The 24,028-nt window shown below is 68.8% G+C and carries 20 protein-coding genes; 14 read left to right on the top strand and 6 right to left on the bottom strand.

Annotated elements, in window-relative coordinates:
* Positions 1–359: 359 nt before the first annotated feature.
* From dnaK to OHA99_RS17500, 8 genes are all read left to right on the top strand, one after another.
* Positions 360–2,222, top strand: coding sequence for a molecular chaperone DnaK (gene dnaK, locus OHA99_RS17535; protein ID WP_153178772.1), 1,863 nt, complete (start codon positions 360–362; stop codon positions 2,220–2,222).
* Entirely contained in the window at positions 2,219–2,896 is a 678-nt protein-coding gene (gene grpE, locus OHA99_RS17530) for a nucleotide exchange factor GrpE (RefSeq protein ID WP_164383896.1), read from the top strand. The genes dnaK and grpE overlap by 4 nt, the downstream gene beginning before the upstream one ends.
* 42 nt (positions 2,897–2,938) lie before the next feature.
* Complete coding sequence (dnaJ, locus tag OHA99_RS17525) at positions 2,939–4,132, top strand: molecular chaperone DnaJ (protein ID WP_366472325.1); 1,194 nt, start codon at positions 2,939–2,941, stop codon at positions 4,130–4,132.
* 5 nt (positions 4,133–4,137) lie between these two features.
* Positions 4,138–4,593 (top strand): heat shock protein transcriptional repressor HspR, encoded by a 456-nt coding sequence (locus OHA99_RS17520; protein ID WP_007451804.1) that lies wholly within the window; start codon positions 4,138–4,140, stop codon positions 4,591–4,593.
* Positions 4,594–4,835: 242 nt separating this feature from the next.
* Complete coding sequence (locus OHA99_RS17515; RefSeq protein ID WP_153178769.1) at positions 4,836–5,954, top strand: substrate-binding domain-containing protein; 1,119 nt, start codon at positions 4,836–4,838, stop codon at positions 5,952–5,954.
* Positions 5,955–6,190: 236 nt separating this feature from the next.
* Complete coding sequence (locus tag OHA99_RS17510; RefSeq protein ID WP_405696590.1) at positions 6,191–6,877, top strand: ABC transporter ATP-binding protein; 687 nt, start codon at positions 6,191–6,193, stop codon at positions 6,875–6,877.
* Positions 6,874–8,280, top strand: a complete 1,407-nt coding sequence (locus OHA99_RS17505) for a hypothetical protein (protein ID WP_405696587.1) — start codon at positions 6,874–6,876, stop codon at positions 8,278–8,280. Before OHA99_RS17510 ends, OHA99_RS17505 begins: the two co-directional genes overlap by 4 nt.
* Positions 8,174–9,040: a hypothetical protein gene (locus OHA99_RS17500; RefSeq protein WP_405696584.1), complete on the top strand. Its 867-nt coding sequence runs from the start codon at positions 8,174–8,176 to the stop codon at positions 9,038–9,040. Before OHA99_RS17505 ends, OHA99_RS17500 begins: the two co-directional genes overlap by 107 nt.
* Positions 9,041–9,063: 23 nt before the next feature.
* On the opposite strand, the gene OHA99_RS17495 is transcribed toward OHA99_RS17500, so the two are convergent.
* Positions 9,064–9,798 carry a LuxR C-terminal-related transcriptional regulator gene (locus tag OHA99_RS17495; protein WP_405696582.1) on the bottom strand — a complete coding sequence of 245 codons (735 nt, stop codon included), beginning with the start codon at positions 9,796–9,798 and terminating at the stop codon, positions 9,064–9,066.
* Between the two features lie 260 nt (positions 9,799–10,058).
* Between OHA99_RS17495 and OHA99_RS17490 the strand changes: the two genes are divergently transcribed.
* On the top strand, positions 10,059–11,096 hold the full coding sequence (locus OHA99_RS17490; protein ID WP_164383894.1) for a LuxR C-terminal-related transcriptional regulator: 1,038 nt from the start codon (positions 10,059–10,061) through the stop codon (positions 11,094–11,096).
* On the opposite strand, the gene OHA99_RS17485 is transcribed toward OHA99_RS17490, so the two are convergent.
* On the bottom strand, positions 11,059–12,075 hold the full coding sequence (locus OHA99_RS17485; protein WP_153178764.1) for a helix-turn-helix transcriptional regulator: 1,017 nt from the start codon (positions 12,073–12,075) through the stop codon (positions 11,059–11,061). The two genes, OHA99_RS17490 and OHA99_RS17485, sit on opposite strands and share 38 nt — an antisense overlap.
* Complete coding sequence (locus OHA99_RS17480; protein WP_153178763.1) at positions 12,072–13,085, bottom strand: helix-turn-helix transcriptional regulator; 1,014 nt, start codon at positions 13,083–13,085, stop codon at positions 12,072–12,074. Before OHA99_RS17480 ends, OHA99_RS17485 begins: the two co-directional genes overlap by 4 nt.
* 113 nt (positions 13,086–13,198) lie before the next feature.
* On the opposite strand from OHA99_RS17480, the gene OHA99_RS17475 reads away from it, so the two are divergent.
* The 4 genes from OHA99_RS17475 (at position 13,199) to OHA99_RS17460 (ending at position 17,334) form a co-directional block, all read left to right on the top strand.
* Entirely contained in the window at positions 13,199–13,408 is a 210-nt protein-coding gene (locus tag OHA99_RS17475; protein ID WP_322746713.1) for a hypothetical protein, read from the top strand.
* A 1-nt stretch (position 13,409) separates the two neighbouring features.
* Positions 13,410–13,745: a hypothetical protein gene (locus OHA99_RS17470; RefSeq protein WP_007451819.1), complete on the top strand. Its 336-nt coding sequence runs from the start codon at positions 13,410–13,412 to the stop codon at positions 13,743–13,745.
* A gap of 281 nt (positions 13,746–14,026) precedes the next feature.
* Complete coding sequence (clpB, locus tag OHA99_RS17465; RefSeq protein ID WP_405696576.1) at positions 14,027–16,624, top strand: ATP-dependent chaperone ClpB; 2,598 nt, start codon at positions 14,027–14,029, stop codon at positions 16,622–16,624.
* 173 nt (positions 16,625–16,797) lie between these two features.
* Positions 16,798–17,334, top strand: coding sequence for a YbjN domain-containing protein (locus OHA99_RS17460; RefSeq protein ID WP_007451821.1), 537 nt, complete (start codon positions 16,798–16,800; stop codon positions 17,332–17,334).
* Between the two features lie 241 nt (positions 17,335–17,575).
* Here the strand turns inward: OHA99_RS17460 and OHA99_RS17455 are convergent, their stop codons facing one another.
* Positions 17,576–21,547, bottom strand: coding sequence for a hypothetical protein (locus OHA99_RS17455; RefSeq protein ID WP_405696573.1), 3,972 nt, complete (start codon positions 21,545–21,547; stop codon positions 17,576–17,578).
* A gap of 103 nt (positions 21,548–21,650) precedes the next feature.
* Between OHA99_RS17455 and OHA99_RS17450 the strand changes: the two genes are divergently transcribed.
* Positions 21,651–23,096, top strand: coding sequence for a hypothetical protein (locus tag OHA99_RS17450; protein ID WP_405696570.1), 1,446 nt, complete (start codon positions 21,651–21,653; stop codon positions 23,094–23,096).
* 391 nt (positions 23,097–23,487) lie between these two features.
* Here the strand turns inward: OHA99_RS17450 and OHA99_RS17445 are convergent, their stop codons facing one another.
* The gene (locus tag OHA99_RS17445; RefSeq protein WP_153178759.1) at positions 23,488–23,748 is read right to left on the bottom strand and encodes a Txe/YoeB family addiction module toxin; all 261 of its coding nucleotides are present in this window, start codon (positions 23,746–23,748) and stop codon (positions 23,488–23,490) included.
* Between the two features lie 9 nt (positions 23,749–23,757).
* Positions 23,758–24,015 carry a type II toxin-antitoxin system Phd/YefM family antitoxin gene (locus tag OHA99_RS17440; protein WP_153178758.1) on the bottom strand — a complete coding sequence of 86 codons (258 nt, stop codon included), beginning with the start codon at positions 24,013–24,015 and terminating at the stop codon, positions 23,758–23,760.
* Positions 24,016–24,028: the final 13 nt, after the last annotated feature.

Below are 24,028 nucleotides of genomic sequence, written 5' to 3'. Positions count from 1 at the left end.
CTTACTCGGTATTACTAAGCGGTAACTTATTCAGTCCGTCTGAGACTACCCCCATCCTCCGCCGCACTGTAGTCGGACGTGCGGTGATCTGCGTCGCTGAGGCAACCCTGACCCCGTCGGCGGCGTCAGGAATCACCGGCGCCACTCCGGGCAACCGGAGTCGCGGGCGGCGCGTCCTTCCGTGGGGCGATTTTTCCGCTTCGTCGGGCCGGTGGTGATGAGAAGGTGCAGGTCAGCGCGTCGTTGCGCGTAAGGAACGGATAAGAGTTGAGCCTGCCCCGCTCACCTCTGTTGACCCAGTGCCGGGCGTCATGCACACTTGAGCCTGTTCCACTCAAGTCAGCTGGAGGTTATTCACCATGGCACGTGCGGTCGGCATCGACCTGGGCACGACTAACTCCGTCGTCAGCGTTCTGGAGGGCGGCGAGCCCACCGTCATCACCAACGCCGAGGGCGCCAGGACCACGCCGTCCGTCGTCGCCTTCGCCAAGAACGGTGAGGTGCTCGTCGGCGAGGTCGCCAAGCGCCAGGCGGTCACGAACGTCGACAGGACCATCCGCTCGGTCAAGCGCCACATGGGCACCGACTGGAAGGTCAACCTGGACGGCAAGGACTTCAACCCGCAGCAGATCAGCGCCTTCGTGCTGCAGAAGCTGAAGCGGGACGCCGAGTCCTACCTGGGCGAGAAGGTGACCGACGCGGTCATCACCGTCCCGGCGTACTTCAACGACGCCGAGCGCCAGGCCACCAAGGAGGCCGGTGAGATCGCGGGCCTCAACGTCCTGCGCATCGTCAACGAGCCCACCGCCGCCGCGCTGGCGTACGGCCTCGACAAGGACGAGCAGGTCATCCTGGTCTTCGACCTCGGTGGCGGTACGTTCGACGTCTCGCTGCTCGAGATCGGCGACGGCGTCGTCGAGGTGAAGGCCACCAACGGTGACAACAACCTCGGTGGCGACGACTGGGACCAGCGCGTCGTCGACTACCTGGTCAAGCAGTTCCAGTCCGGCCACGGCGTGGACCTCGGCAAGGACAAGATGGCCCTCCAGCGCCTGCGCGAGGCCGCCGAGAAGGCCAAGATCGAGCTGTCCTCGTCCACCGAGACCTCGATCAACCTCCCCTACATCACGGCGTCCGCCGAGGGCCCGCTGCACCTGGACGAGAAGCTCACCCGCGCCCAGTTCCAGCAGCTGACCTCCGACCTGCTGGAGCGCTGCAAGACGCCGTTCCACAACGTCATCAAGGACGCCGGCATCCAGCTGTCCGAGATCGACCACGTCGTTCTCGTCGGCGGCTCCACCCGTATGCCCGCCGTCGCCGAGCTCGTCAAGGAGCTGACCGGCGGCAAGGACGCCAACAAGGGCGTCAACCCGGACGAGGTCGTCGCCATCGGCGCCGCCCTCCAGGCCGGTGTCCTCAAGGGCGAGGTCAAGGACGTCCTGCTGCTCGACGTCACCCCGCTGTCCCTCGGCATCGAGACCAAGGGCGGCATCATGACCAAGCTGATCGAGCGGAACACGACGATCCCGACCAAGCGCTCGGAGATCTTCACCACCGCCGAGGACAACCAGCCCTCCGTGCAGATCCAGGTCTACCAGGGCGAGCGCGAGATCGCGGCGTACAACAAGAAGCTCGGGATGTTCGAGCTGACCGGTCTGCCGCCGGCGCCCCGCGGCGTCCCGCAGATCGAGGTCGCCTTCGACATCGACGCCAACGGCATCATGCACGTGACCGCGAAGGACCTGGGCACGGGCAAGGAGCAGAAGATGACCGTCACCGGCGGCTCCTCGCTGCCGAAGGACGAGGTCGACCGGATGCGCCAGGAGGCCGAGAAGTACGCGGAGGAGGACCACGCCCGCCGCGAGGCCGCCGAGTCCCGCAACCAGGGCGAGCAGCTCGTCTACCAGACGGAGAAGTTCCTCAAGGACAACGAGGACAAGGTCCCCGGCGAGGTGAAGACCGAGGTCGAGGGTGCCGTCGCCGAGCTGAAGGAGAAGCTCAAGGGCGAGGACACCGCCGAGATCCGCACCGCCACCGAGAAGGTCGCCGCCGTCTCGCAGAAGCTGGGCCAGGCCATGTACGCCGACGCCCAGGGCGCGCAGGCCGCCGGCGGCGAGGCCCCGGGCGCCGACGCGGGTGCCGGTGCCGACGGCAAGGGTGCCGACGACGACGTCGTCGACGCCGAGATCGTGGACGACGAGCGCAAGGACGGTGCGGCGTGACCGAGGAGACCCCGGGCTTCGACGAGAAGCCCGACGTCCCCTCTGGCGCCACCCCCGACGCCGCCGAGCCGCAGGCCGCCTCCGAAGAGGGGGCGGCCCCGGCCGGGGACGCAAGTGAGAACGCGGGCCTGGTGGCCCAGCTGGACCAGGCACGTACGGCGCTCGGCGAGCGCACGGCGGACCTCCAGCGCCTCCAGGCCGAGTACCAGAACTACCGCCGCCGGGTCGAGCGGGACCGCGTCGCGGTCAAGGAGATCGCCGTGGCGAACCTCCTGTCCGAGCTGCTTCCCGTACTCGACGACATCGGCCGCGCCCAGGAGCACGGCGAACTGGTCGGCGGCTTCAAGTCGGTCGCGGACTCGCTGGAGACGGTCATCGCCAAGATGGGCCTCCAGCAGTTCGGCAAGGAGGGCGAGCCCTTCGACCCGACGATCCACGAGGCCCTGATGCACTCCTACGCACCGGACGTCACCGAGACGACCTGCGTGGCGATCCTGCAGCCCGGGTACCGGATCGGCGAACGCACCATCCGCCCCGCGCGGGTGGCGGTCGCCGAGCCGCAGCCGGGCGCCCAGACGGTCAAGCCGGCGGAGTCCGGCTCCGAGGGGCAGGACGGCTCCGACGCGGAGGACGGCGCCGGGACCAAGGAGAGCGGTGGCCCGGACGAGGGCTGAGCTCGAAGTGACACGCAGGACGCGAGAGGAGGGACGTCGGGGATGAGCACGAAGGACTTCATCGAGAAGGACTACTACAAGGTTCTCGGCGTCCCCAAGGACGCCACCGAGGCCGAGATCAAGAAGGCGTACCGGAAGCTCGCCCGCGAGAACCACCCGGACGCCAACAAGGGGAACGTCAAGGCGGAGGAGCGCTTCAAGGAGATCTCCGAGGCCAACGACATCCTCGGCGACCCCAAGAAGCGCAAGGAGTACGACGAGGCCCGCAGCCTCTTCGGCAACGGCGGCTTCCGTCCGGGGCCGGGCGCGGGCGGCGGCACCTTCAACTTCGACCTGGGCGACCTCTTCGGAGGCGGCGCCCAGGGCGGGGGCCAGGGGGGCGCCGGCGGCTTCGGCGGCGGCCTCGGGGACGTCTTCGGCGGCCTGTTCAACCGCACCGGAGGCTCACCGGGCACCGGCACGCGCACGCAGCCGCGGCGCGGGCAGGACATCGAGTCCGAGGTCACCCTGAGCTTCATCGAGGCCATCGAGGGCGCGACCGTGCCGCTCAGGATGTCCTCGCAGGCGCCCTGCAAGGCCTGTTCCGGCACCGGCGACAAGAACGGCACGCCGCGCGTGTGCCCGACCTGCGTCGGCACCGGGCAGGTCGCCCGCGGCTCGGGCGGCGGCTTCTCGCTCACCGACCCGTGCCCCGACTGCAAGGGCCGCGGTCTGATCGCCGAGGACCCCTGCGACGTCTGCAAGGGCTCCGGACGCGCCAAGTCCTCGCGGACGATGCAGGTCCGTATCCCCGCCGGGGTCTCGGACGGGCAGCGCATCCGGCTGCGCGGCAAGGGCACGCCGGGCGAGCGGGGCGGCCCGGCGGGCGACCTGTACGTGGTCGTGCACGTCAAGGAACACCCCGTCTTCGGCCGCCGGGGCGACAACCTCACCGTCACCGTCCCGGTCACCTACGCCGAGGCGGCCCTCGGCGGCGAGGTCAGGGTCCCGACCCTGGGCGGTCCTCCCGTCACGCTGAAGCTGCCGGCCGGCACGCCGGGCGGCCGCACCATGCGGGCCCGGGGCAAGGGCGCGGTCCGCAAGGACGGCACCCGCGGCGACCTCCTGGTCACCGTGGAGGTGAGTGTTCCGAAGGACCTGACGGGGAAGGCTCGTGACGCGCTCGAGGCGTATCGCGAGGCGACCGCGGACGAGGATCCGCGGGCGGAGTTGTTCCAGGCCGCGAAGGGAGCTTGACGGGAATGGACGGTCGTCGACGCAACCCGTACGAACTGACCGAGGACACCCCGGTCTACGTCATCTCGGTGGCGGCCCAGCTCTCCGGACTGCACCCGCAGACGCTGCGGCAGTACGACCGTCTCGGCCTGGTCTCCCCCGACCGCACGGCGGGCCGCGGCCGGCGCTACTCGGCCCGCGACATCGAACTGCTTCGGCAGGTCCAGCAGTTGTCGCAGGACGAGGGCATCAACCTGGCCGGAATCAAGCGCATCATCGAGCTGGAGAACCAGGTCGCCGCGCTCCAGGCCCGGGCGGCGGAGCTGGCCGCCGCGCTCGACGGCGCGGCCACGGCGATGCGCCAGCGCGAGGCCGCGGTGCACGCCTCCTACCGCCGTGACCTGGTCCCCTACCAAGAGGTACAGCAGACCAGCGCGTTGGTGGTCTGGCGCCCCAAGCGCCACGGACAGTCCCCGGACTGACCGGGACCGGCAGGCGGCACAAGGGAATACGGCATCGACAGCCCCGGAGGACCGCCCGTCCCCCGGGGCTGGTTCACAACGGTGCTGTCTCATTGGTCTAGTACTTCTTGACGATTTGGTGAAGACAGCGTTGGCTTCCTTCACCGGGCGTTGCCGGGGCCCCGGGGGGCACTGGAGTCACCCGGTTCACCCGGGTCCACCCGGTTCGTCCACCACGCCCGTGTGTCGGAAGGCAAAGCGCAGTGAGTAGCCGTGCCCGTCGTATCGCCATATCCGTGGCCGCGCCCCTGATGACCCTCTCGCTGGCCTCCTGCGGTGTGCTGGGCGCATCGGAGAGCAGCGACGACGCGAGCCCGACCAAGGGCAACGACATCACCATCGGGTTGCTGCTGCCGGAGAAGGAGAACACCCGCTACGAGCAGTTCGACTACCCCTTCTTCAAGGCCAAGGTCGGCGAGCTCACGCGCGACGAGGGCAACGTCAAGTACGCCAACGCCGAGGCCAGCGCCACCAAGCAGGCCGACCAGATGCAGCAGATGGTCAACGACAAGGTCGACGTCATCGTGCTGGACGCGGTCGACGCGCACGCCATCGCGGACGGCGTGCGGAAGGCGAAGGACGCCGGCATCCCCGTCATCGCCTACGACCGGCTGGCCGAGGGTCCGATCGACGCCTACATCTCCTTCGACAACGAGCTGGTCGGCGAGGTCCAGGGCCGCTCCCTCATCGAGGCGCTCGGCGGCGACCCGGCCGGCTCCGACAAGATCGTCATGATGAACGGCTCGTCGACCGACCCGAACGCCAAACAGTTCAAGGCGGGCGCGCTGTCCGAGCTGAACGGCAAGGTGACGATCGCCCAGTCCTTCGACACCAAGGACTGGAAGCCGGAGAACGCCGAGGCGAACATGACCGAGGCGATCGAGAAGATCGGCAAGAAGAACATCGCGGGCGTCTACTCCGCCAACGACGGCATGGCCGGCGGCATCATCAAGGCCCTCGAGGACGCGGGCGTCACGGACCTGCCCCCGATCACCGGCCAGGACGCCGAACTCGCCGCCGTCCAGCGGATCGTCACCGGCGAGCAGTACATGAGCGTGTACAAGTCCTATCCGCAGGAGGCCGCGAACGCCGCGGAGATGGCCGTCGCCCGGGTCCAGGGCCGCGACATCCAGTTCGAGGCGCTCGCCCGCGACAAGGTCGACAGCCCCACCCACAAGGGCATCCCCGCCCAGCTCGTCCCCGTCGTCGCCCTCACCAAGGACAACATCAAGGACACGGTCGTCGCGGACGAGTTCTACAAGATCAGCGACATCTGCACCGCCAAGTACGCGGACGCCTGCGCGGAGGCGGGGCTGAAGTAGGGCCGGCGTCCCCCCCGAAGGTGGGGGGGCATACCCCCCAACAGGGGGATTCTCCTGTCGGTCGCCCCGGGACAGTCTGGGAGTCACAGGAACCGCACAGCCAACTCCCGTGCGGTTCCGTCCCCGTCCGCACCGCCCGACCACAGCCTGACCGAGGGGCCCACCGGCTCCTCGGTCAGCCGTGCGTTGGCGCAGTTCTCGGCATCGAGTGATCCCGCCGACCAAGGGAGCTCCGCATGACCTCAACCCCCGTGCCACTTGCCCTGCGCCTGAGCGAGGTGGTCTACGGCGTATCCGGCCGCAGCCTGCTCGACGGTGCCGACCTCGCCGTCCCGGCGGGCAGTTCCGTCTCCGTGATGGGCCCCTCCGGAAGCGGCAAGTCCACCTTGCTGATGTGCGTCATGGGGCTGATCCGACCGCAGTCGGGGCGCGTCGAGGTCGTGGGCCAGGACGTGACCCGGCTGTCCGCGCGTGCCCTCGCCGCGCACCGGCGGCGGCACGTCGGCATGGTCTTCCAGTTCGGCGAGCTGCTCCCCGAACTCACCCCGGTGGAGAACGTGATGATCGCGAGCCTGCTGGCCGGCGACGCGGTCACCGAGGCCCGCTCCCGTGCCGAGTCCCTGCTCACCCGACTGGGAGTCCCCGAGGCCACGGCCACGCAGGACCTGTCGGGCGGGGAGAGGCAGCGCGTCGCCGTGGCCCGCGCCCTGGTCAACACGCCGGAACTGCTGCTGGCGGACGAGCCGACCGGTGCGCTGGACGGTGAACAGCGGGAAGCCGTGGCCGACCTGCTGTTCAGCACGCCGCGGGAACACGGGTGCGCCCTCGTGGTGGTGACGCACGACCCGATGGTGGCCGGGCGTGCCGACGTGCGGCTGTACCTGCACGAGGGACGCCTGGTTCAGGCCCAGGAGGCGCGGTGAACGGCGGCGGTCTGCGACGCACACTCCTGCGCACGGGACGGGCAGCGTCCCGGTCGGCCGAGGCGGGCCGCATCCGCTACTTCGCGTTGTTAGCCGCCACCACAGTGGCGGTCCTCGCGGTCTGCGGCTTCCTGCTCGCCGCGTCCTCCTTCGACGGTCGCACCGAGCGCAGCCAGGCCCGTTGGCCGCAGGTCGCGGACGACGGCTCCGCCACGCTGCTGTGGCGGGCGACCCTGGCGAGTGTCGACGACCGCCAGTACGACGTGGTGTACATCGAGCCCCTCACGCCCGACGCGCCGCTGCCTCCCGGCCTGAGCCGGTGGCCGAGGCCCGGTGAGGCAGTGCTCTCTCCGGCGCTGAAGGCGGTCGGCCCTCAGGTGCGTGAGGAGTACGGGCGGGCCGAGGGCACCATCGCTCCGGACGGCCTGGAGTCGCCGAGCGAGTATTTCGCGTATGTACGGCCGACGGCTGAACGGCTGGACCCGGAGGAGATGACCGGGGCTTCGGGATTCGGTGTCTCCTGGACACCGTCGCTCGGGGAGCACATGTACAACTTCGGCCCGAAGGAGTTCCACTGGGCCTATCTGGCGTTGGTGGGCCTCCCCGCCGGGTTGTTCGTCGTGATCGCCGCCCGGGTCGGCGCCGCCGCCCGGGACCGCCGGACCGCCGTCCTGACCGCCCTGGGCGCCTCCGGCGGCGCCCGCGCCTGGTTCACGGTGGGCGAGGCGGTGCTGCCCGTGGCCCTCGGCGCGTCGGCGGCGGCCGTGGCCGTCGCTCCCGTACTCCTCACGGACACACCGCTGCCCGTCGTCGACTTCGTGCTGTACGTCGCCGACGCCCGCGCGGCGCTCCCCGCCCTGGTGGGCGCAGTGGTGGGCGTCCCCCTCGCCGTGCTCGCCGCCGTGGTGCTGCTCCAGCCGCGCTACCGACCCGGCGCCTCGACCCGGCCCGTGGCTGCCGGACGGCGCCGTGAGTGGATGCTGTGGCTGTTTCCCGTGGCCCTCTTCGGCACGGTGCGGGGTACCGACCTGGCACCGTACGACCTGCGCCTGCCCGTTCTGGCGGCCGGCAGCGTGATCACGATCGCGCTGCTGCCCGGGGTGGCCGGTGCGGTGGTGTCGGCGTCGGGACCCGCACTGGCCAGGCTCGGTGCCGCGCGGGGCAGGGTGGGCATGCTGGTCGCCGGCCGGCGCCTGGCGGTGGGCGCGCGTCCGGTCGCGCGGCTGGTGGCCGCGGTGGTCGTCGCGGTGGGTCTCGCGGCGCAGGGGCAAATCGCGATCAGCCTGTTTCACGGACATGAGCGACCGGGTCGAGGCGGTGGAGGAACACCTCGGCACCAGCGTGGTCCAGGTCTCCACGACGCTGTCCACGACCACGGCCGACGTGGCGTCCTTCGAAAGTGACCTGGGGCCGGGAGTGCATGCCCTGGCCGTGACGAGGGACCCCCGGTCGGGGCGGACCGACCTCGTCGCGGACTGCCCGGTATGGCGGGACCTGGGCGTCGAGTGCCCGACGGCGGCCCCTGCCGAACTCCGTACCCGTCATGCCGGTCTGGCCCAGGCCGCGGAGTTGGAGCGGTCGGTCGGGGTGCGTCTTCACGCCCGTACCGGAGACGTGACGAAGACGGTGCGTACGTCCGAGGAAGCGGCCCTGGTGGTCCTCGCGCAGGACGGACGGCAGCTGTCCCTGTCACGGGTGCACCGGGCCGCCAACGCGCATGTGGCCATGGCGACGGACGTTCAGGTGTTCGCGATGGTCGGCACCTTCGGAGGCAGCGGCGAGGGCATCGCGGCCGGGCGGTGGCTGGAACTGCTCTCCGTGGCGGGCGTGCTGGTGATCGTGGTCGTGGCCGGGATCGGCGCGGTGGCCCAGTTCGTCCGGACGGGCCGCGAACTGGGCCCGGTCTCGGTGCTGAGCGGCAACGGCCGCGTGTACTACGCGGTCTCCGTCTGGTCACTCCTGGTGCCGACCGCGTTCGCCGTGTGCGCGGCCGTCGCAGTGACCTGGTACGTGACGACACCGCTGATGGCGGACTCCGCCGACCGGCTGTCCGCCCTGTCGGCGGTGGGGGCGGCCGGTCTGGCGTGCGCGGCGGTGATGGCCTGGTGGGGTGCGCGTACGGCATCCGCGGCGGGACTGGTGTGGCGCCCGCGCAACGATTGACGCGCTCGCTCGAAGGCCGGGCTTCACGGCGCCTGGAGACCACCGCAGGCATCCGAACCGTGTGCCTGCGGGCTCGTAGGCTGTGGTTGTGCGTGCACGTGTGCCTGCCACACGACGCGGGATGCCTGCACGCGGTTGTCCACACCGAGCTTGGTGTAGACCCCGCGGATGTGGTCCTTGACCGTGTGGGTACTGATCCCCAGGGTTTCGGCCATGTCGGGGTTCGACACCCCGTCCGCCAGTAGGTGCACGATCTCCCGCTCCCTGGAGCTGAGCTTCTCCAGCAAACCGCGCGCGGCGGCCACCGCATCGGCCGTGCGGCCGGGCCGAACGTACTGGTCGACCAGGAACCGGGCGGCCACGGGCCCGAGGGCGACCGTGCCTGCCGCCGCCGCGCGTACGGCCCACGGGAGGTGCCGGACGGAGTTGCCACGCAGCAGGATCCCGCGGGCGCCGTGGTGCAGCAGCACGCGCGTGGTGTGTTCCGACAAGCGGTCGACCAGTACGACGTGCGCCGGACGGGAGACCGGGACGTTCGTGGCTCTCAGCACGGCGGCCTTCGGTAACCGGAGGTTGTCGAGTGCCTCCTCCGTATGCGTGTGGCTGCTGACCACGACGTCCAGGCGTGCAGTCCGCCTGATGTGCGGCTCGGCCTCCGAGGCCTCACCGACGATCCGAATCCTGCTGTCCGCCTCCAGGACGCGCCTGATGCCTGCCCGTTCCAGCGGCTCCCGGCCGACAATTCCTACGCGTATCACGCTCTCTGTCCCCCCCGCTTGCCCACCAAGTCGCCATACAGCAGGCGGAGTCGGTCAGGCCCCGCCGTCACCCAGCATGCACGCTGCGTACATCTCTCCGGCACCTTCAGCTTGTTGCAACGAGGAGAGGCGGAGGGTGAGCGTAACGGATGATTACCCCACATATGTGCCGTCGGCGGCGACGGACCCTTGTTGCGGAGCCGGTCCCGGCCGCGCATAGTTGCGCTGCGGAAGAGCCGGAACCGGGGGTGGGATGGGCGATGGCCGGGCACGGGGCTCAGGAGCACCCGCACGGGGCCGACCGGCTGTGCGCGGCCGGGGACCGCGTGTACTCCCGTGCCGTCCGGCGCGGCCGGATACCGCGGCGTGACGCCGATCCGGTCCCCTGCCTGCTCGAACTGGCCCTGCTGCACCCCGACCCCGACGACATGGACTGGCTGGTGCCGACCTCCCCGCAGGAGGTCATGACGCGGCTGTTGCGCGGGGTGCAGGAGGAGGTGAGCGCCAGTCAGCGGCGGGTGGGTTCGGCCGTGGAGGCGTTCGAGTGGTACGCGGACCTGGGCCGGCTGCTCCAGTCCCCGGCCGGCCCCGAGGGAACGGCGATCCGGGTCCTGGACGGCCTCTCCCGCATCCAGGCCGCGATGGACGAGGCGACCCAGGCCTGTACGACGGAGGTGCTCACCGTCCAGCCCGGCGGCATCCGGCGCGAGCACGAGCTGTCGGAGGGGCTGCACCGGGCGCTGGCGCTGCGCGGGCGCGGGGTGCGGATGCGGGACCTGTACACGCACGTGGCCCGGCACGGCCAGGGCCTGCTCAACTACCTGGAGTTGATGGGCGACGCGGTGGAGGCCCGCACGCTGGACGAGGTCATCGACCGCCTCATCCTCTTCGACCGCACCGTCGCCTTCATCCCCGCCAACACCGACCGCACGATGGCCCTCGAACTGCGCCACCCCGCACTGATCGCCTACCTGGTCACGGTCTTCGAACGTCTGTGGCGCCTGGGGATCCCCCTGACCGCCGCGCTCCCCGACACCGGCATCGAGGGCATCTCCCACCGCGAGCAGTCCATCGCGGCGCTCCTCGCGGAAGGCCACCAGGACGCGGTGATCGCGGAACGCCTCGGCATCAGCGTCCGCACGGCCCGCGCGCACATCGCCCGGCTCTCGGAGACCCTGGGCGCGGCCAGCCGCACACAGTTGGGCGTCCGCATAGCCCAGGCCGGCCTGGACGGCTCTCCGCGGACCGCCCCCGCCCCTGTCATTCTTCCCGGTCGAGAATCCCCGACTGCCCGATGAGATACCCGAGCTGAGCCCGGCTTTCGCTGCCGAGGGTGGCGGCGAGTTTGGCGATGTGGACGCGGGCGGTGCGGACGTTCATGCCGAGGCGGTCGGCGACGTCGGTGTCGGTGTGGCCTTCGACCAGGAGGGCGGCTATGGCGCGTTGGCGGGGGGTGATGCCGTTGAGGGTGGGCTGGTGGACGGCTTGGGGGTGCATGGGGGTGGCGAGGCGCCAGAGGCGGTCGAACGTCGTGGTCAAGTAGGTGACGAGGGCAGGCTGACGGACTTCCAGGGCGAGACTGCGGTCGGCGTTGGCGGGGATGAAGGCCACCGCGCGGTCGATGATGATCAGGCGGTCGGTGACCTCGTCCAGAGTTCGGGCCTGCACGTCGCCACGCAGTTGCTCGTAACGCGCCAGGATCGGTGGAGCGTGGCGCAGGGTGTGCTGGTAGAGGGCCCGGATGCGACCACCACGGTCCAGCAGTTCCTGGTCCCGTCTCAGGGCGGCGTCCCTGAAACGGGCCTTGGACGGTGTGTAGCTGTTGTGCGGCTGGATGGTCAGGACCTCGGTCGCATGGATCATGGACTTGTCGAGGACGGTACTGATGTGGTCCTTTTCGCTGTGAACCATGATCAAGGGATCGGTGGGTGAGGTGTCGTACTGCGCGCTCACCCGCATCAACGGCTCGAAGCTCTCCGCCAGTCGTTCCGAGCGTCTGCGTTCGTCTGCGACGCGCTCCTCCGAGGCACGCAGCAGCTTGTGCAACGCCACGGCAGGAGCCACCGGCTCCAGCCAGTCCACGTCGTCAAGTGCCGGCCGGAGGAAGTCGTAGGTCGCGAGGCAAGGCGCCGATCCGGCCTCCGTGGTGTGCAACCGTCCTTCGCGCAGAGCCCGCACGTAGACTTCCGTCCCCTCCGCGCACAACTCCTCCGGTCCGTGGGCGGGGTGCGGGGTGGGATCGGCCGGGGTGCGGCGGTCGTACGTCTCGTCGGTCACGGGGTCCCCTCCCCCACGTCGGAGCCTTGTTGTCCCTCCTGCAAAATGCCGGACTGGGCTATGAGGTAGCCGAGTTGGGCGCGACTGCCGCTGCCGAGGGCCGACGCGAGTTTCGCGATGTGGGCCCGGCACGTGCGCACGTTCATGCCCAGGCGCCGGGCGATGGCCTCGTCGACGTGCCCTTCCACCAGGAGTTTGGCGATCGAGTGCTGGATGTCGGTGATGCCGTCAGGAGCCGTCTCGTACGGGGCCCCCGCGGTGAGCGGGACCGCTCGGCTCCAAATGAACTCGAAGACTTTGATCAGGTAACGGACGAGACCGGGGTGCCGGATCTCCAGGGCGACCTGCCGGTCGTCCCGGATGGGAATGAAGGCCACGGTCTCGTCGCAGATGATGAGCCGCTCGACCAGTTCGTCGATGGTGCGGTACTCGGCCTTCCCGTTGGGAAACTGGTCTACGTAGGCGAGGCGCTCCGGGCTGTACCGTGCCGTGTGCTGGTAGAGCGTCCTGATCCGTACTCCTCGTCCGATCAGGGTTCTGTCACGTTCCAGTGCTTCGATGAGCCGGCGTTCGGGATGCCGGGCGCTCGGTTGCACAGTGAGCATCTCGATGAGGCACTGATCCGTGGCCAGGTCGAGGGCCGCGTTGATGCGGTCGAGACCTTCCAGCACGGTGATCGAGTGCGTCGGTGCCGCGCCCTGCGCACTGAGTGCCATGAAGGGTTCGAAGGCGGCGGCCAGCTCGATGGAACTGCGCCTGCGCTCTGAGATCTCGTGCTCGATGGGATTCAGCCGCCGGGCGAGGGCGACCGCCGGGGACACGGGGAGCAGCCAGTTCGCGTCGTCGGGATCGGGATGGAGCAGGGCGAACTCCATCAGGCAGGGGACGGACTCCGCCTCACCACGGGCTATACGTCCAGTGCGCAGAGCGTTCGCGTAGAGCCGCCCGCCGTCCTCGCACAGGTCCGTAATGGCATGGGGATGTGTCGCTTTGGCCTGATTTGTTGTCAAATCTCCACCCCCCAGGGTCCTGAACGTGCAGGAACATGATGCACCGATTGTGTGGCCATGACGTGCCTGAATGAGCCATCGTCTTATCCGACGGGGGAAGAGGGGACCTTCAAGTGAGGACGAAGCCGACTATGTCTAAGAGAATGCTTCGCTCGGTGCTTGTCGCCGCCTTCTCCGCCGTTGTGGCCTTCGGAACACTGAGTGGCCTCTCCGTCGAGAAGGGTGACGCTCGAGCGGACAGCGCCTGGTCGCTGGCGGCGGTGACTGCCTCGCCCGCCGGCGAGGAGGCAGCAGCCGTCACGGACGACAGTGCGTGGTCTTGACATGACGACGCCACCCGACGACCGCTCCTTCCGGCGAGAAATGGCCACCGCCTACCGCTCCGGCTGGCACTTCATCGACCTGGTCACCGCGATCCCGCACGCCGGTGACTCCCTGATGGTGACCGTCTTCGGCGAGCCGGTCGTCGTCACGCTGGACGAGGACGGCGACGTGCGTGCGTACCGGTGTCTGCGGCGGCCTCGGGGGGCGCCGCAGCCCGTGCGGTGCGCCATCCGGTACGGAATGATCTTTGTGAACCTGGACCAGCGGGACCACCGGCTCGAGCAGCCGGACGTCCCCGAAGTGAGGACCATCTCGGCCACCCCCCGCAGTGCCTGACGCGATTCCCCCGTCGTAACAGATCGCTCAGGTGCTTCCCCCCGGCAGCGGCGTCACCGTGACCTGAACACGGTGACGCCGCTGTCGCATGTGCGGACATCTCGCGAAACCCGGCAGTTCTGCGGCTGGCCGAAAAAGCACTCGTGCGGCACGTCCCGTCTCCCGCTCCATCGCCCTGGCGTCTCGATCGGCGGGCACGTGGAGGCTCCACCTTGAGTGGCGCCGACTCAACTTTGTGTACGCTGGACGAGTCAGCACTACGCGAGGAGGAGAGCCAGACCGTGGACGCCGAGCTGACCAACCGGAGCCGGGACGCGATCAACGCGGCCAGCAACCGGGCCGTGACCGAGGGAAACGCCGACCTCACCCCCGCCCACCTGCTCCTCGCCCTGCTCCAGGGGCAGGACAACGAGAACATCACCGACCTGCTCGTCGCCGTCGAGGCCGACCTGGCCGCCGTGCGCTCCGGCGCCGAGCGCATCGTCGGCGGGCTGCCCAGCGTCACCGGGTCCACCGTCGCGCCCCCGCAGCCGAGCCGTGAGATGCTCGCCGTGGTCGCCGACGCCCAGGCCCGCGCCAAGGAACTCGGGGACGAGTACCTCTCCACCGAGCACCTGCTCCTCGGCATCGCCGCGAAGGGCGGCGCGGCCGGTGAGGTACTGGAGGGGCAGGGAGCGAGTGCGAAGAAACTGCAGGAGGCCTTCCGCAAGGCGAGGGGAGGGCGCCGCGTGACCACTCCCGACCCCGAGGGCCAGTACAAGGCGCTGGAGAAGTTCGGCACCGACCTCACCGCCGCCGCCCGGGACGGCAAGCTCGACCCCGTCATCGGGCGCGACCAGGAGATCCGGCGCGTCGTGCAGGTGCTGAGCCGGCGGACCAAGAACAACCCCGTGCTCATCGGCGAGCCCGGCGTCGGCAAGACCGCCGTCGTCGAGGGACTCGCCCAGCGGATCGTCAAGGGGGACGTGCCCGAGTCGCTGAAGGACAAGCGGCTGGTGGCGCTGGACCTCGGGGCGATGGTCGCCGGGGCGAAGTACCGGGGCGAGTTCGAGGAGCGGCTCAAGACCGTCCTCGCCGAGATCAAGGACTCCGACGGGCAGGTCGTCACCTTCATCGACGAGCTGCACACCGTCGTCGGCGCCGGCGCCGGCGGGGACTCCGCCATGGACGCCGGGAACATGCTCAAGCCCATGCTCGCGCGCGGCGAGCTGCGCATGGTCGGCGCGACCACGCTGGACGAGTACCGGGAACGGATCGAGAAGGACCCGGCCCTGGAGCGGCGCTTCCAGCAGGTGCTGGTCGCCGAGCCCACCGTCGAGGACTCCATCGCCATCCTGCGCGGGCTCAAGGGACGTTACGAGGCCCACCACAAGGTGCAGATCGCGGACAGCGCCCTGGTGGCCGCCGCCACGCTCTCCGACCGGTACATCACCTCCCGCTTCCTGCCCGACAAGGCCATCGACCTCGTCGACGAGGCCGCCTCCCGGCTGCGTATGGAGATCGACTCCTCGCCCGTCGAGATCGACGAACTCCAGCGCGCCGTCGACCGGCTGAAGATGGAGGAGCTGGCGATCGGCAAGGAGACCGACGCCGCCTCCCTCGAACGCCTGGAGCGGCTGCGGCGCGACCTCGCCGACAAGGAGGAGGAGCTGCGCGGCCTCAACGCCCGCTGGGAGAAGGAGAAGCAGTCCCTCAACCGGGTCGGCGAGCTGAAGGAGAAGCTCGACGAACTGCGCGGGCAGGCCGAACGCGCCCAGCGCGACGGCGACTTCGACACCGCCAGCAAGCTGCTCTACGGCGAGATCCCCACCCTGGAGCGCGACCTGGAGGCCGCCTCCGAGGCGGAGGAAGAGGTCGCCCGGGACACCATGGTCAAGGAGGAGGTCGGCGCCGACGACATCGCCGACGTCGTCGCCTCCTGGACCGGCATCCCCGCCGGGCGGCTGATGGAGGGCGAGACCCAGAAGCTGCTGCGCATGGAGGACGAGCTGGGCAAGCGGCTCATCGGGCAGACCGAGGCCGTACGGGCCGTCTCCGACGCCGTACGCCGCAGCCGCGCCGGGATCGCCGACCCGGACCGGCCGACCGGGTCGTTCCTCTTCCTCGGCCCGACCGGCGTCGGCAAGACCGAGCTGGCCAAGGCGCTCGCCGACTTCCTCTTCGACGACGAGCGGGCCATGGTCCGCATCGACATGTCGGAGTACAGCGAGAAGCACAGCGTCGCCCGGCTCGTCGGCGCCCCGCCCGGATACGTGGGCTACGAGGAGGGCGGCCAGCTCACCGAGGCTGTGCGGCGACGGCCGTACACCGTCGTGCTGCTCGACGAGGTGGAGAAGGCGCACCCCGAGGTCTTCGACATCCTGCTCCAGGTGCTGGACGACGGCCGCCTCACCGACGGCCAGGGCCGCACCGTCGACTTCCGCAACACCATCCTGGTGCTCACCTCCAACCTGGGCAGCCAGTACCTGGTCGACCCGACGACCGGTGAGGCGGAGAAGAAGCAGCAGGTCCTGGAGGTGGTCCGGGCCTCCTTCAAGCCGGAGTTCCTCAACCGGCTCGACGACCTGGTGGTCTTTTCGGCCCTCAGCAAGGAGGAGCTGAGCCGGATCGCCCGGCTCCAGATCAACGGCCTGGCCCGCCGGCTCGCCGAACGCCGCCTCACCCTGGAGGTCACCGACGAGGCCCTGGCCTGGCTGGCCGAGGAGGGCAACGACCCGGCGTACGGCGCCCGCCCGCTGCGCCGCCTCGTCCAGACCGCCATCGGCGACCGGCTCGCCCGGGAGATCCTCTCCGGGGAGATCAAGGACGGCGACACGGTCCGCGTGGACCGCTCCGGCGACGACCTGATCGTGGGCCCGGCGAGCGGCAAGACGCTGTAGCCGATCGCCCCCGTCCCCGCCCCGGCGACCCGTCCCCCGGGTTGCCGGGGCCCCGAAGGGGTACCCGACCGGCCGGATCAAGTCAGCCCAGGGCTGACAGGCCCACGGCGGGCTTGCCACGCCCCTCCCCGCATGGGGGAGGATGGCCAGATCCGTACGAAGGGAAATTCACGGTGAGCATCGACCCGTCCTCGATTCCGAACTTCGGGGGCAAGCAGCCCGAGCCGCAGCCCCAAGGACCGGCGGGCCCCGTCGTCCCGGATCAGGATCTTGTGAAGCAGCTCCTCGAACAGATGGAGCTGAAGTACGTCGTCGACGACGAGGGCGACCTCGCGGCGCCGTGGGAGCAGTTCCGTACGTACTTCATGTTCCGCGGCGAGGGTGACCAGCAGGTCTTCTCGGTGCGGACGTTCTACGACCGGCCCCACCAGATCGACGAGAAGCAGCAGCTGCTCGAGTCGGTCGACGACTGGAACCGGCGCACCCTGTGGCCCAAGGTGTACTCGCACACGCACGACGACGGCACGGTCCGCCTGATCGGCGAGGCGCAGATGCTGATCGGCATGGGCGTCAGCCTGGAGCACTTCGTCTCCTCGACGGTCAGCTGGGTGCGGGCCGCCATCGAGTTCGACCGGTGGCTCGTGGAGCAGCTCGGTCTGGAGCAGGACGTCAACGAGTCGGAGAAGCCGACCGACGAGGACGGCGAGTAGTCCGCCGCCACGGCCGAATCCAGGAGAGAGCCCGGCACCCGCGGCAGCGGGGGGCCGGGCTCTCTCCGTCCCGCGTGGCTCAGCCCGCCAGGGACTTCAGCCGCCGCACCGCCTCCTCCAGCACCGGGGTCCGCTTGCGGGAAGGGCCCCGAGGCCACGTACGTCAGGTACTGCTTGGCCATGCGGACTGCCGTGAGAGCAGGGCGGGCGCGGCGGTGACCCCGCCGAGTGCTGCTACGCCCTACGAGTTGATCAAGCCGAGGGTCTGCAACCTGTTGATGAGCTGGTAGCACCGCTGCTCGGGCCCCGACGTTTGTTCGGTCATCGCTTTGGTCAGCTCTCGCATGGCTGTGGGATGGGTTCCACGTCCGGTCTTGTCGTACGTCCGCAGCAAGCGGCGCAGGAAAGCGCGCATCGCGGTGAGGTCGCCCTGAAGGGTCTTCGCGTGCGCCCAGGCGCAGAGGTCGTGCGGGTTTTCTGTCGACCACGATTGCATGTGTCTTTCGACGTTGTCGGGCATGCGGACCCGTAGAAGTTCCGAAATGACTTCTCGGTACGCCATTTTCTGTGATTCTTCCGGATAGTTCTGGAGGATGCGAACAATCCGGCTTCGCTGTTTGCCCAGGTCTCCTTGGAGTAGGCGCAGGGCGAGGATGAGGCGTTTCAGGGTTCGGGGGTTCAGCGTGAGCGCTGCGGCGGGGGCTGGGGTGCCCGCCCAGTCGGCCAGGGCGTCGAGGCAGTTGCTCAGTGCTGTGGGCGACTCCCAGGCTTCTCGCACTGCCAAGTCGGCCAGGAGTCGGTACACCGGGGAGGAGTCTGCCGGGTCGCTGGAACGGATGACCGCGGTGGCCAGTTGAACCACCAGTTCGGCTTGACTGTCCTCGGGTGTAGCGGGGAAGGCTTTCAGGTAGTTTTTCGCGTCCGAAGGGCGCAGCGTGCGTGCATGTATGGCTGTTTCCAACGCCGCGAAATGTAGCGGCCAGTAATCTGTGACGGGCACTTGGGGGTCCTTCATTAGCCGGCCCACCGTATCCAGTGACATCCGGGACAGGCCGTGCAGTTCGTCCGGGTGCCATTGGTGGGCGATTTTCAGCAGCCACTCCCACGCGTGGGCGGCTTGGTTGTGCGGGAGTTCGCAGGCCAGGGACAAGAGGGCCTCCGTGCTTCGCGCTCCCAGTGCGTCGTTGACTTCTTCGCGATGAATCACGTGCAGCTCTGCTTCAAATCCGTCACAGGTGGCGTCGTCCAGGGTCGATGACTGCACGCAGGCTTTCAGGATGCGCAGGGACAGATCGTGCCGTTTCTGGGTCAGACAGCGGCGCGTCAGTTCCACGAACTGGCCTGCACACTTGTAGCGGTCCTGCAAGGATGCCGTGTCGGTGTCCGTCATGCCGTTGTACAGGTGACGCCACAGCCACGTGCGCTCATCGGGTCGCCCGTACTCGGTGACCAGAGGGGGAAGCAACTGCGCCGTGTTCCTGGTGTGCAGCAGGCGCGGCACGTCCACGGCGCCGCTCCGCAGAACCGGCATCAGAATGTTGGTGATTTCTGTTTTTCTGGGGAACTTTTCCACCATTTCGAAGAACTCCGCCCAGGGATTTGCATCCCATTCGGAGGCGCCTCGCAGTCGGCCAACCAGGTGGAGCATTGTCTCGTCGCCGCCCAGTGTGAGGAGCATGTGCAGTACTTCCGCCGGGCTGCGGGGTTGCGGAGCGAGGTTCTGCGCGAGCTCGTCCGAGAGTCCGGCCTGCCAGTCATCCGCCAGGGATCGGACGTCCGGTAGCGTTTCACCGTCCGAGCGGTGGATCGCGAGGATGACGGGGTACCAGGCGTAGATCTGGTTCGACACCGGCTCCTGGCCGCTATTCGTGGCGATGGAGAGGATCAGGTTCCGATGGTTGCTCGCCAGCCAGGACCTGTCCTCTTTCGAGGCCCTGTTGATGAGTTCCCGCACGAATTTTCGGTGCAGCCGGTTTGTAGGGTCAATTCCCCTGAGTGTCTTGTGCAGGAATTCATGCCTCCATTTTTCGAAGGTAGGATTTCCGTTTCGGTTTCTGATTCTCTTCAGTGCCCGGTCCAGGGCAGTGCGCTGCCCCAGCCAGACGAGGCGCTCGCCGGCTCCCACGATGTAGCCGTGTGCCTGTTCGAGGTCGTCCGATGCCAGGCCGAATGCTTCGCTGAGGACACCGTCAGGTACGGGGAGCCGCTGACTTCCGCAGTACATGAGCAGCAGGAGGCCGAGGGCCTTGTCAGTCCCGGACGGGTACTTCTGAAACTGGAGGTGCAGTTCTTCCGCGTACCGCTGGAATGCTTGCTCCCGGTCGGAGCTGAGCATGCGGACGACTTCGCCGATGAGTGGGGGGTTGTCGCTCCTGAGACGCAAGTTGATGTCCGCTCGTTCGCTGTGGGTCAATCGGTGCCGCCGCGAGCGGGAAGGGTGCAATTGCGTGGCAAGGGCCTGTACTTCGTCGATTTGTACCCGTCCTGCCTGCACCGTTTGCTGCAACGGCAGCAGCCAGGCGGGGGTGTCGCACTCGGTTAGCAAATACAGCCCGGGTTGGCTGCCGTCCCTGCCATCCAGCGCGGGGCTGAGGATGACCCGTACATCGTCGGGGTCGCGGAGGGCGTCCAGCACGATGATGAAGGGCTGTTGCTGTTCGGTGCGGAAGGCATGCAAAGCCGTGATGTCGGCTCCGCTCTCGGGGTCGAGGACGAAGACGGGGGCTTGCCTGAGCCGGTGGAGTCCGTCCACGCTGCGCAGCAGCGCCCAGGTGCGGCCCGATCCCCGAGCACCTTCGACCTTTAAAATGCCGGAATGAGGGGAGGGTTGGTCGAGCCAATTGCTCATGAATCGATAGGCCTGGCGCTCGACATTCCGTTCAATCGTCGGCTTCGAGAAGCACTCGTGTGTGACAAGAGCCAGCGGGGTGCCGGAGGCGGGCACCTGCTCGCGCCACTGGGCCCAGGCTACGGGCCCGTCGGCAGCTGAGTTGTCTTCTCGCTGCGTCGGCGCGGGGGCGGGACGGCGCGGCGTGTGCCGTGTGGCCCTGGCCTGGAAGGCTGCGCAGGCGCGGGCAGCTAGGCGCAGGAACCACAGCTGTTCGACAGGTTCCGTGCGGCGGGGAAGGAACATCAGGGCGCAGGCTTGAAGGGCCAGGAGGTACTGGGGGTGCCATTCGGGCTGGGCGTAGCGGCGGACCTGGCGCCAGGGGTTGGGAGCAGCACGCAGGCGCCGAATGACGGACAGCAGGCCTTTGGGCAGGAGAACTTCGTCCGCTGCCGTGCTCTCCTCGTCCTCGTTGAGCAAGAGTTCTTCCAGCACGTTGCGCGCTGGCTCGCCCAGTTGGGGCAGGTAGTCGCAGACCAGGTGGAGCATCAGCTGGACCGGGTCTCGCAGCAGCAGCCCTTCCTCCTGAAAGCGGGACAGGTCGATGAGGCGAAAGGAATCGGGGTCAAGCTGCGGCTGCCTGGCCACCATGATGTTGCCGGGGTGCAGGTCGTAGTGGGCGCGGCCCAGGGCCACCGTGGGCGGTTTCAGACGGGCTAGCGGGGAAGGATCTGCAAACGGGGTGGGGTTGGGCAGCGCGTGAGACCCTCCCGGCGGTGTGAAGAATGTGCTGCGCAGGTCGGTGCCCAGGAGCCGTGCGGCGGCGACGGCCAGGTGGCTGGCGGGGTCGGCCCGATGGCCGAGAGCCTTCGCCAAGAAGTCCTGCGCCGCCATGTCGTGCTCGGCGCGCGGGTCGGGATTCCACTCCGTGAAGATGGATTCGATGACGGCGGCGGCTACATCGGTTCTCCCCTCGCCGAGTGGGATCATGGTCAGCGGGGCCAGCGGATTACGTCCGCGTTCATCGAGGGCGCACTCGAGGAACATCAGCCAGCTGTCGCCGACCTTGAGCGGCGGATAGACCTGGCGAATGAGCCGGCGCTCGGGAAAGGCGAAGGCGGGCCCACCCCGGTGGAAGTCCGGACCGGACTGCCAGGCCGTCTCGAGATCACGCGGTTCGGTGATGGCCCCGTAATCGTCGGCACACAGCTTGAGCAGAAGCTTGTGCTGTGGGTGCTCTGCATCCCCTTCGTGGAAGACGAAGCCGAGGCGTGCTCCGCTGCCCCCGGCGGGTAATGCCTCCGCGAGGGTGATCCTGCGCCGAGTGTTTTGCCACTGCTCCAGCGCAGCGTCGGCCTCGTGGCCAAAGTGTGTGAACCCGCTCATGAGACCCAGTCTGTCTGAACCGCAGCCACAACAGGGGCAGGTGTGATGCTATGCCCGCGGAAGGTGGAGGTCGGGGGGGCTGGGAATGACGAGGACAGGGACGATGCGCCGCCTGCAGCGTGCAGCGACACGGGGCAGGCCCATCAGCGCGCGCGTGCTGCAGCAGGCGGTGGCCGACCATGATGCGAGTTTGGGACCATGCCGCATCCACGGTGCCCGAGTGGCGGGGCCGGTGGACCTCTCCCACCGTCAACTGGAATTTGGCCTGGAGTTCGTTCAGTGCCGGTTCTCCGATCCGCTGGATCTGCGCGGCCTGCAAGCCGTCGCGCTCGATCTGAGGGGTTCGAGTGTTCCTGCACTGCTGGCGGATGGCCTTGCCGTGGACGGGGACGTTCGCCTGTCGGGATGCGTCATCGGCACGGCGCCGGGTGAACCGATGGCCCTGGGCATCGAGGCAGCCGTCGTACGCGACGGCGTGCAGGCCCCGCGCCGGGTGTCCGAGCCGCCAGCCGAGGCGCCACTGCGCCTGGCCGACGCCCGGATCGCAGGCAACCTCACTGCGGAGGAACTGCACCTGTACTCCAGCGGGCTGTGGTCCCTGTTTGCTCCTCGCCTGCGCATCGATGGCGCGCTCCAGGGACGAGGGCTGACGGCGACGGGCGCGGTGTACCTGCGTGATGTCCGGGTGGCGCACGCCGTGTACGTCAACGGGGCACGGATGGGGGGCATCGACGCCACCGGTCTCTCGTGCGGCCGCGGGTTCTACGCCGACTGGGGTTTTTGCTCCCACGGACAGGTTCTGTTGCGGGGAGCCGCGGTCGAATCGGTGGTGACCTTTCACGACGCCACCCTGGCCGCCCCGCACGGGGAGCTGATCCTCAGCCGCCTGACGACGTCCCGGCTGCGTCTGGACCTGCGGGTCGCTCCGCACAGACGCGTCGTGCTGCGGGATGCTCGCGTGGGAGCACTCGTCGACGACTCCGCCACCTGGCCCGCTGATGGGCGGCTGGACATTGAAGGCCTCGTCTATCAGCGTCTGGGGTCCACCACTCCTCTGTCGCTTAAGGACCGGCTGGCCTGGCTCGCCTTGGACCACGAAGCCGGCGTGAGCGTGTTCGAGCAATTGGCTGCCTCCTACCAGGCGGCGGGTGACGAGCGCGCTGTCAGAGCAGTGCGGCATGCGCGTGAACGACATCTGCGGCGCAGCGACAGACTCACCGGCCGGATCTGGGGGGCGGTGCAAGACGTTCTGTTCGGCTACGGCTACGCACCACGACGGGCATTGCTGTGGCTGCTGGCGCTGGTGGCGGCCGGCTCAAGCTGGTTCTCGGTGCACCCGCCAGCCGCGGTGGGCGGGTCGGGTCAGCGCACGTTCGACCCGGTGCTGTACTGCCTGGATCTGCTGATCCCGGTGGTCTCTTTGGGCTATCGGTCGGCTTTCGACCCGGCCGGCTGGGACAAGGTGGTGGCCGTGTTTTTGATCATCTCGGGATGGGTGCTGGCCACCGCGGTGATCTCCGGTGCCAGCCGCGCGTTGGGACGCGGATAGACCGCGTTCGGGATGGCCACTACGCCCGCGCGTTGCGGCAGAGATCGGCAGGAGGCGAGGCCGTGGGGCGGTGTCGGCCGTGATGAAGTGCGTGCCGGCCGGACGGAAGACCCCGAAGCCCGCCTCTGTCGGGCCGCGCCAGTGGGTCGCGCGTGGTCAGCATGTCCTTGCGGAACGTCTCGAATTGCGTCTCTGGCAAGGCCAGCGACTCCGTCATCGCGTACTGGGAGGGGCCCGATGCCACGTACGTCAGGAATGGCTTGGCCGAGCGGACCGCCGTCACCCGGTCCGGCGTCGATGTCACCCAAGGCGAAACTCCTCTTCGCGCACCTGTCCGTGTGCGGCGCGGGGCAGGTTGCGAGGAGGGCGCTGTGCCCGACCCCGAGTCCTGTCAGCTTTCGTAGTGGTAGCGGCACTGTGCGATCAGGACGCCGTCCTCGGTGGCCTTGTAGATGAGTCGGTGCTCGTCGTTGATGCGGCGCGACCAGTAGCCCTGGAATCCGTGCTTGAGCGGTTCCGGTTTGCCAATCCCCTCGTTGCCATTCCGGGCGATGTCCGTGATGAGTGTGTTGATGCGCTTCAGGATCTTCCGGTCCTGAAGCTGCCACCACAGGTAGTCCTCCCAGGCACGGGAGGAGAAGGTGATCTTCAAGTCGCGGCCTTACTCGTCGGTCGCCAGCTCGCGTACCGTGCCTCCGCCGTTTTCCAGCTCGTCGATGGACGCGAGCAGGCGCCGGGCGTTCGCTGGATTTCGCAGCAGGTACGCCGTCTCTTTCAGGGACTCGTAGTCCTCAAGGGAGACGATGACGACCGGCTCATGTCCGGCCCGGGTGATAACGACCTCCTCGCGGTCGTCGGTGACGGAGTTGAGTACCTCGGCGTACCGCGCGCGCGACTCGGAATAGGTCATGGTCTTCACGATCAACACTCCT

Source organism: Streptomyces coelicoflavus (genome assembly GCF_045041415.1).
GTDB lineage: Bacteria > Actinomycetota > Actinomycetes > Streptomycetales > Streptomycetaceae > Streptomyces > Streptomyces coelicoflavus.
This window is presented reverse-complemented; position numbering and strand designations above follow the sequence as displayed.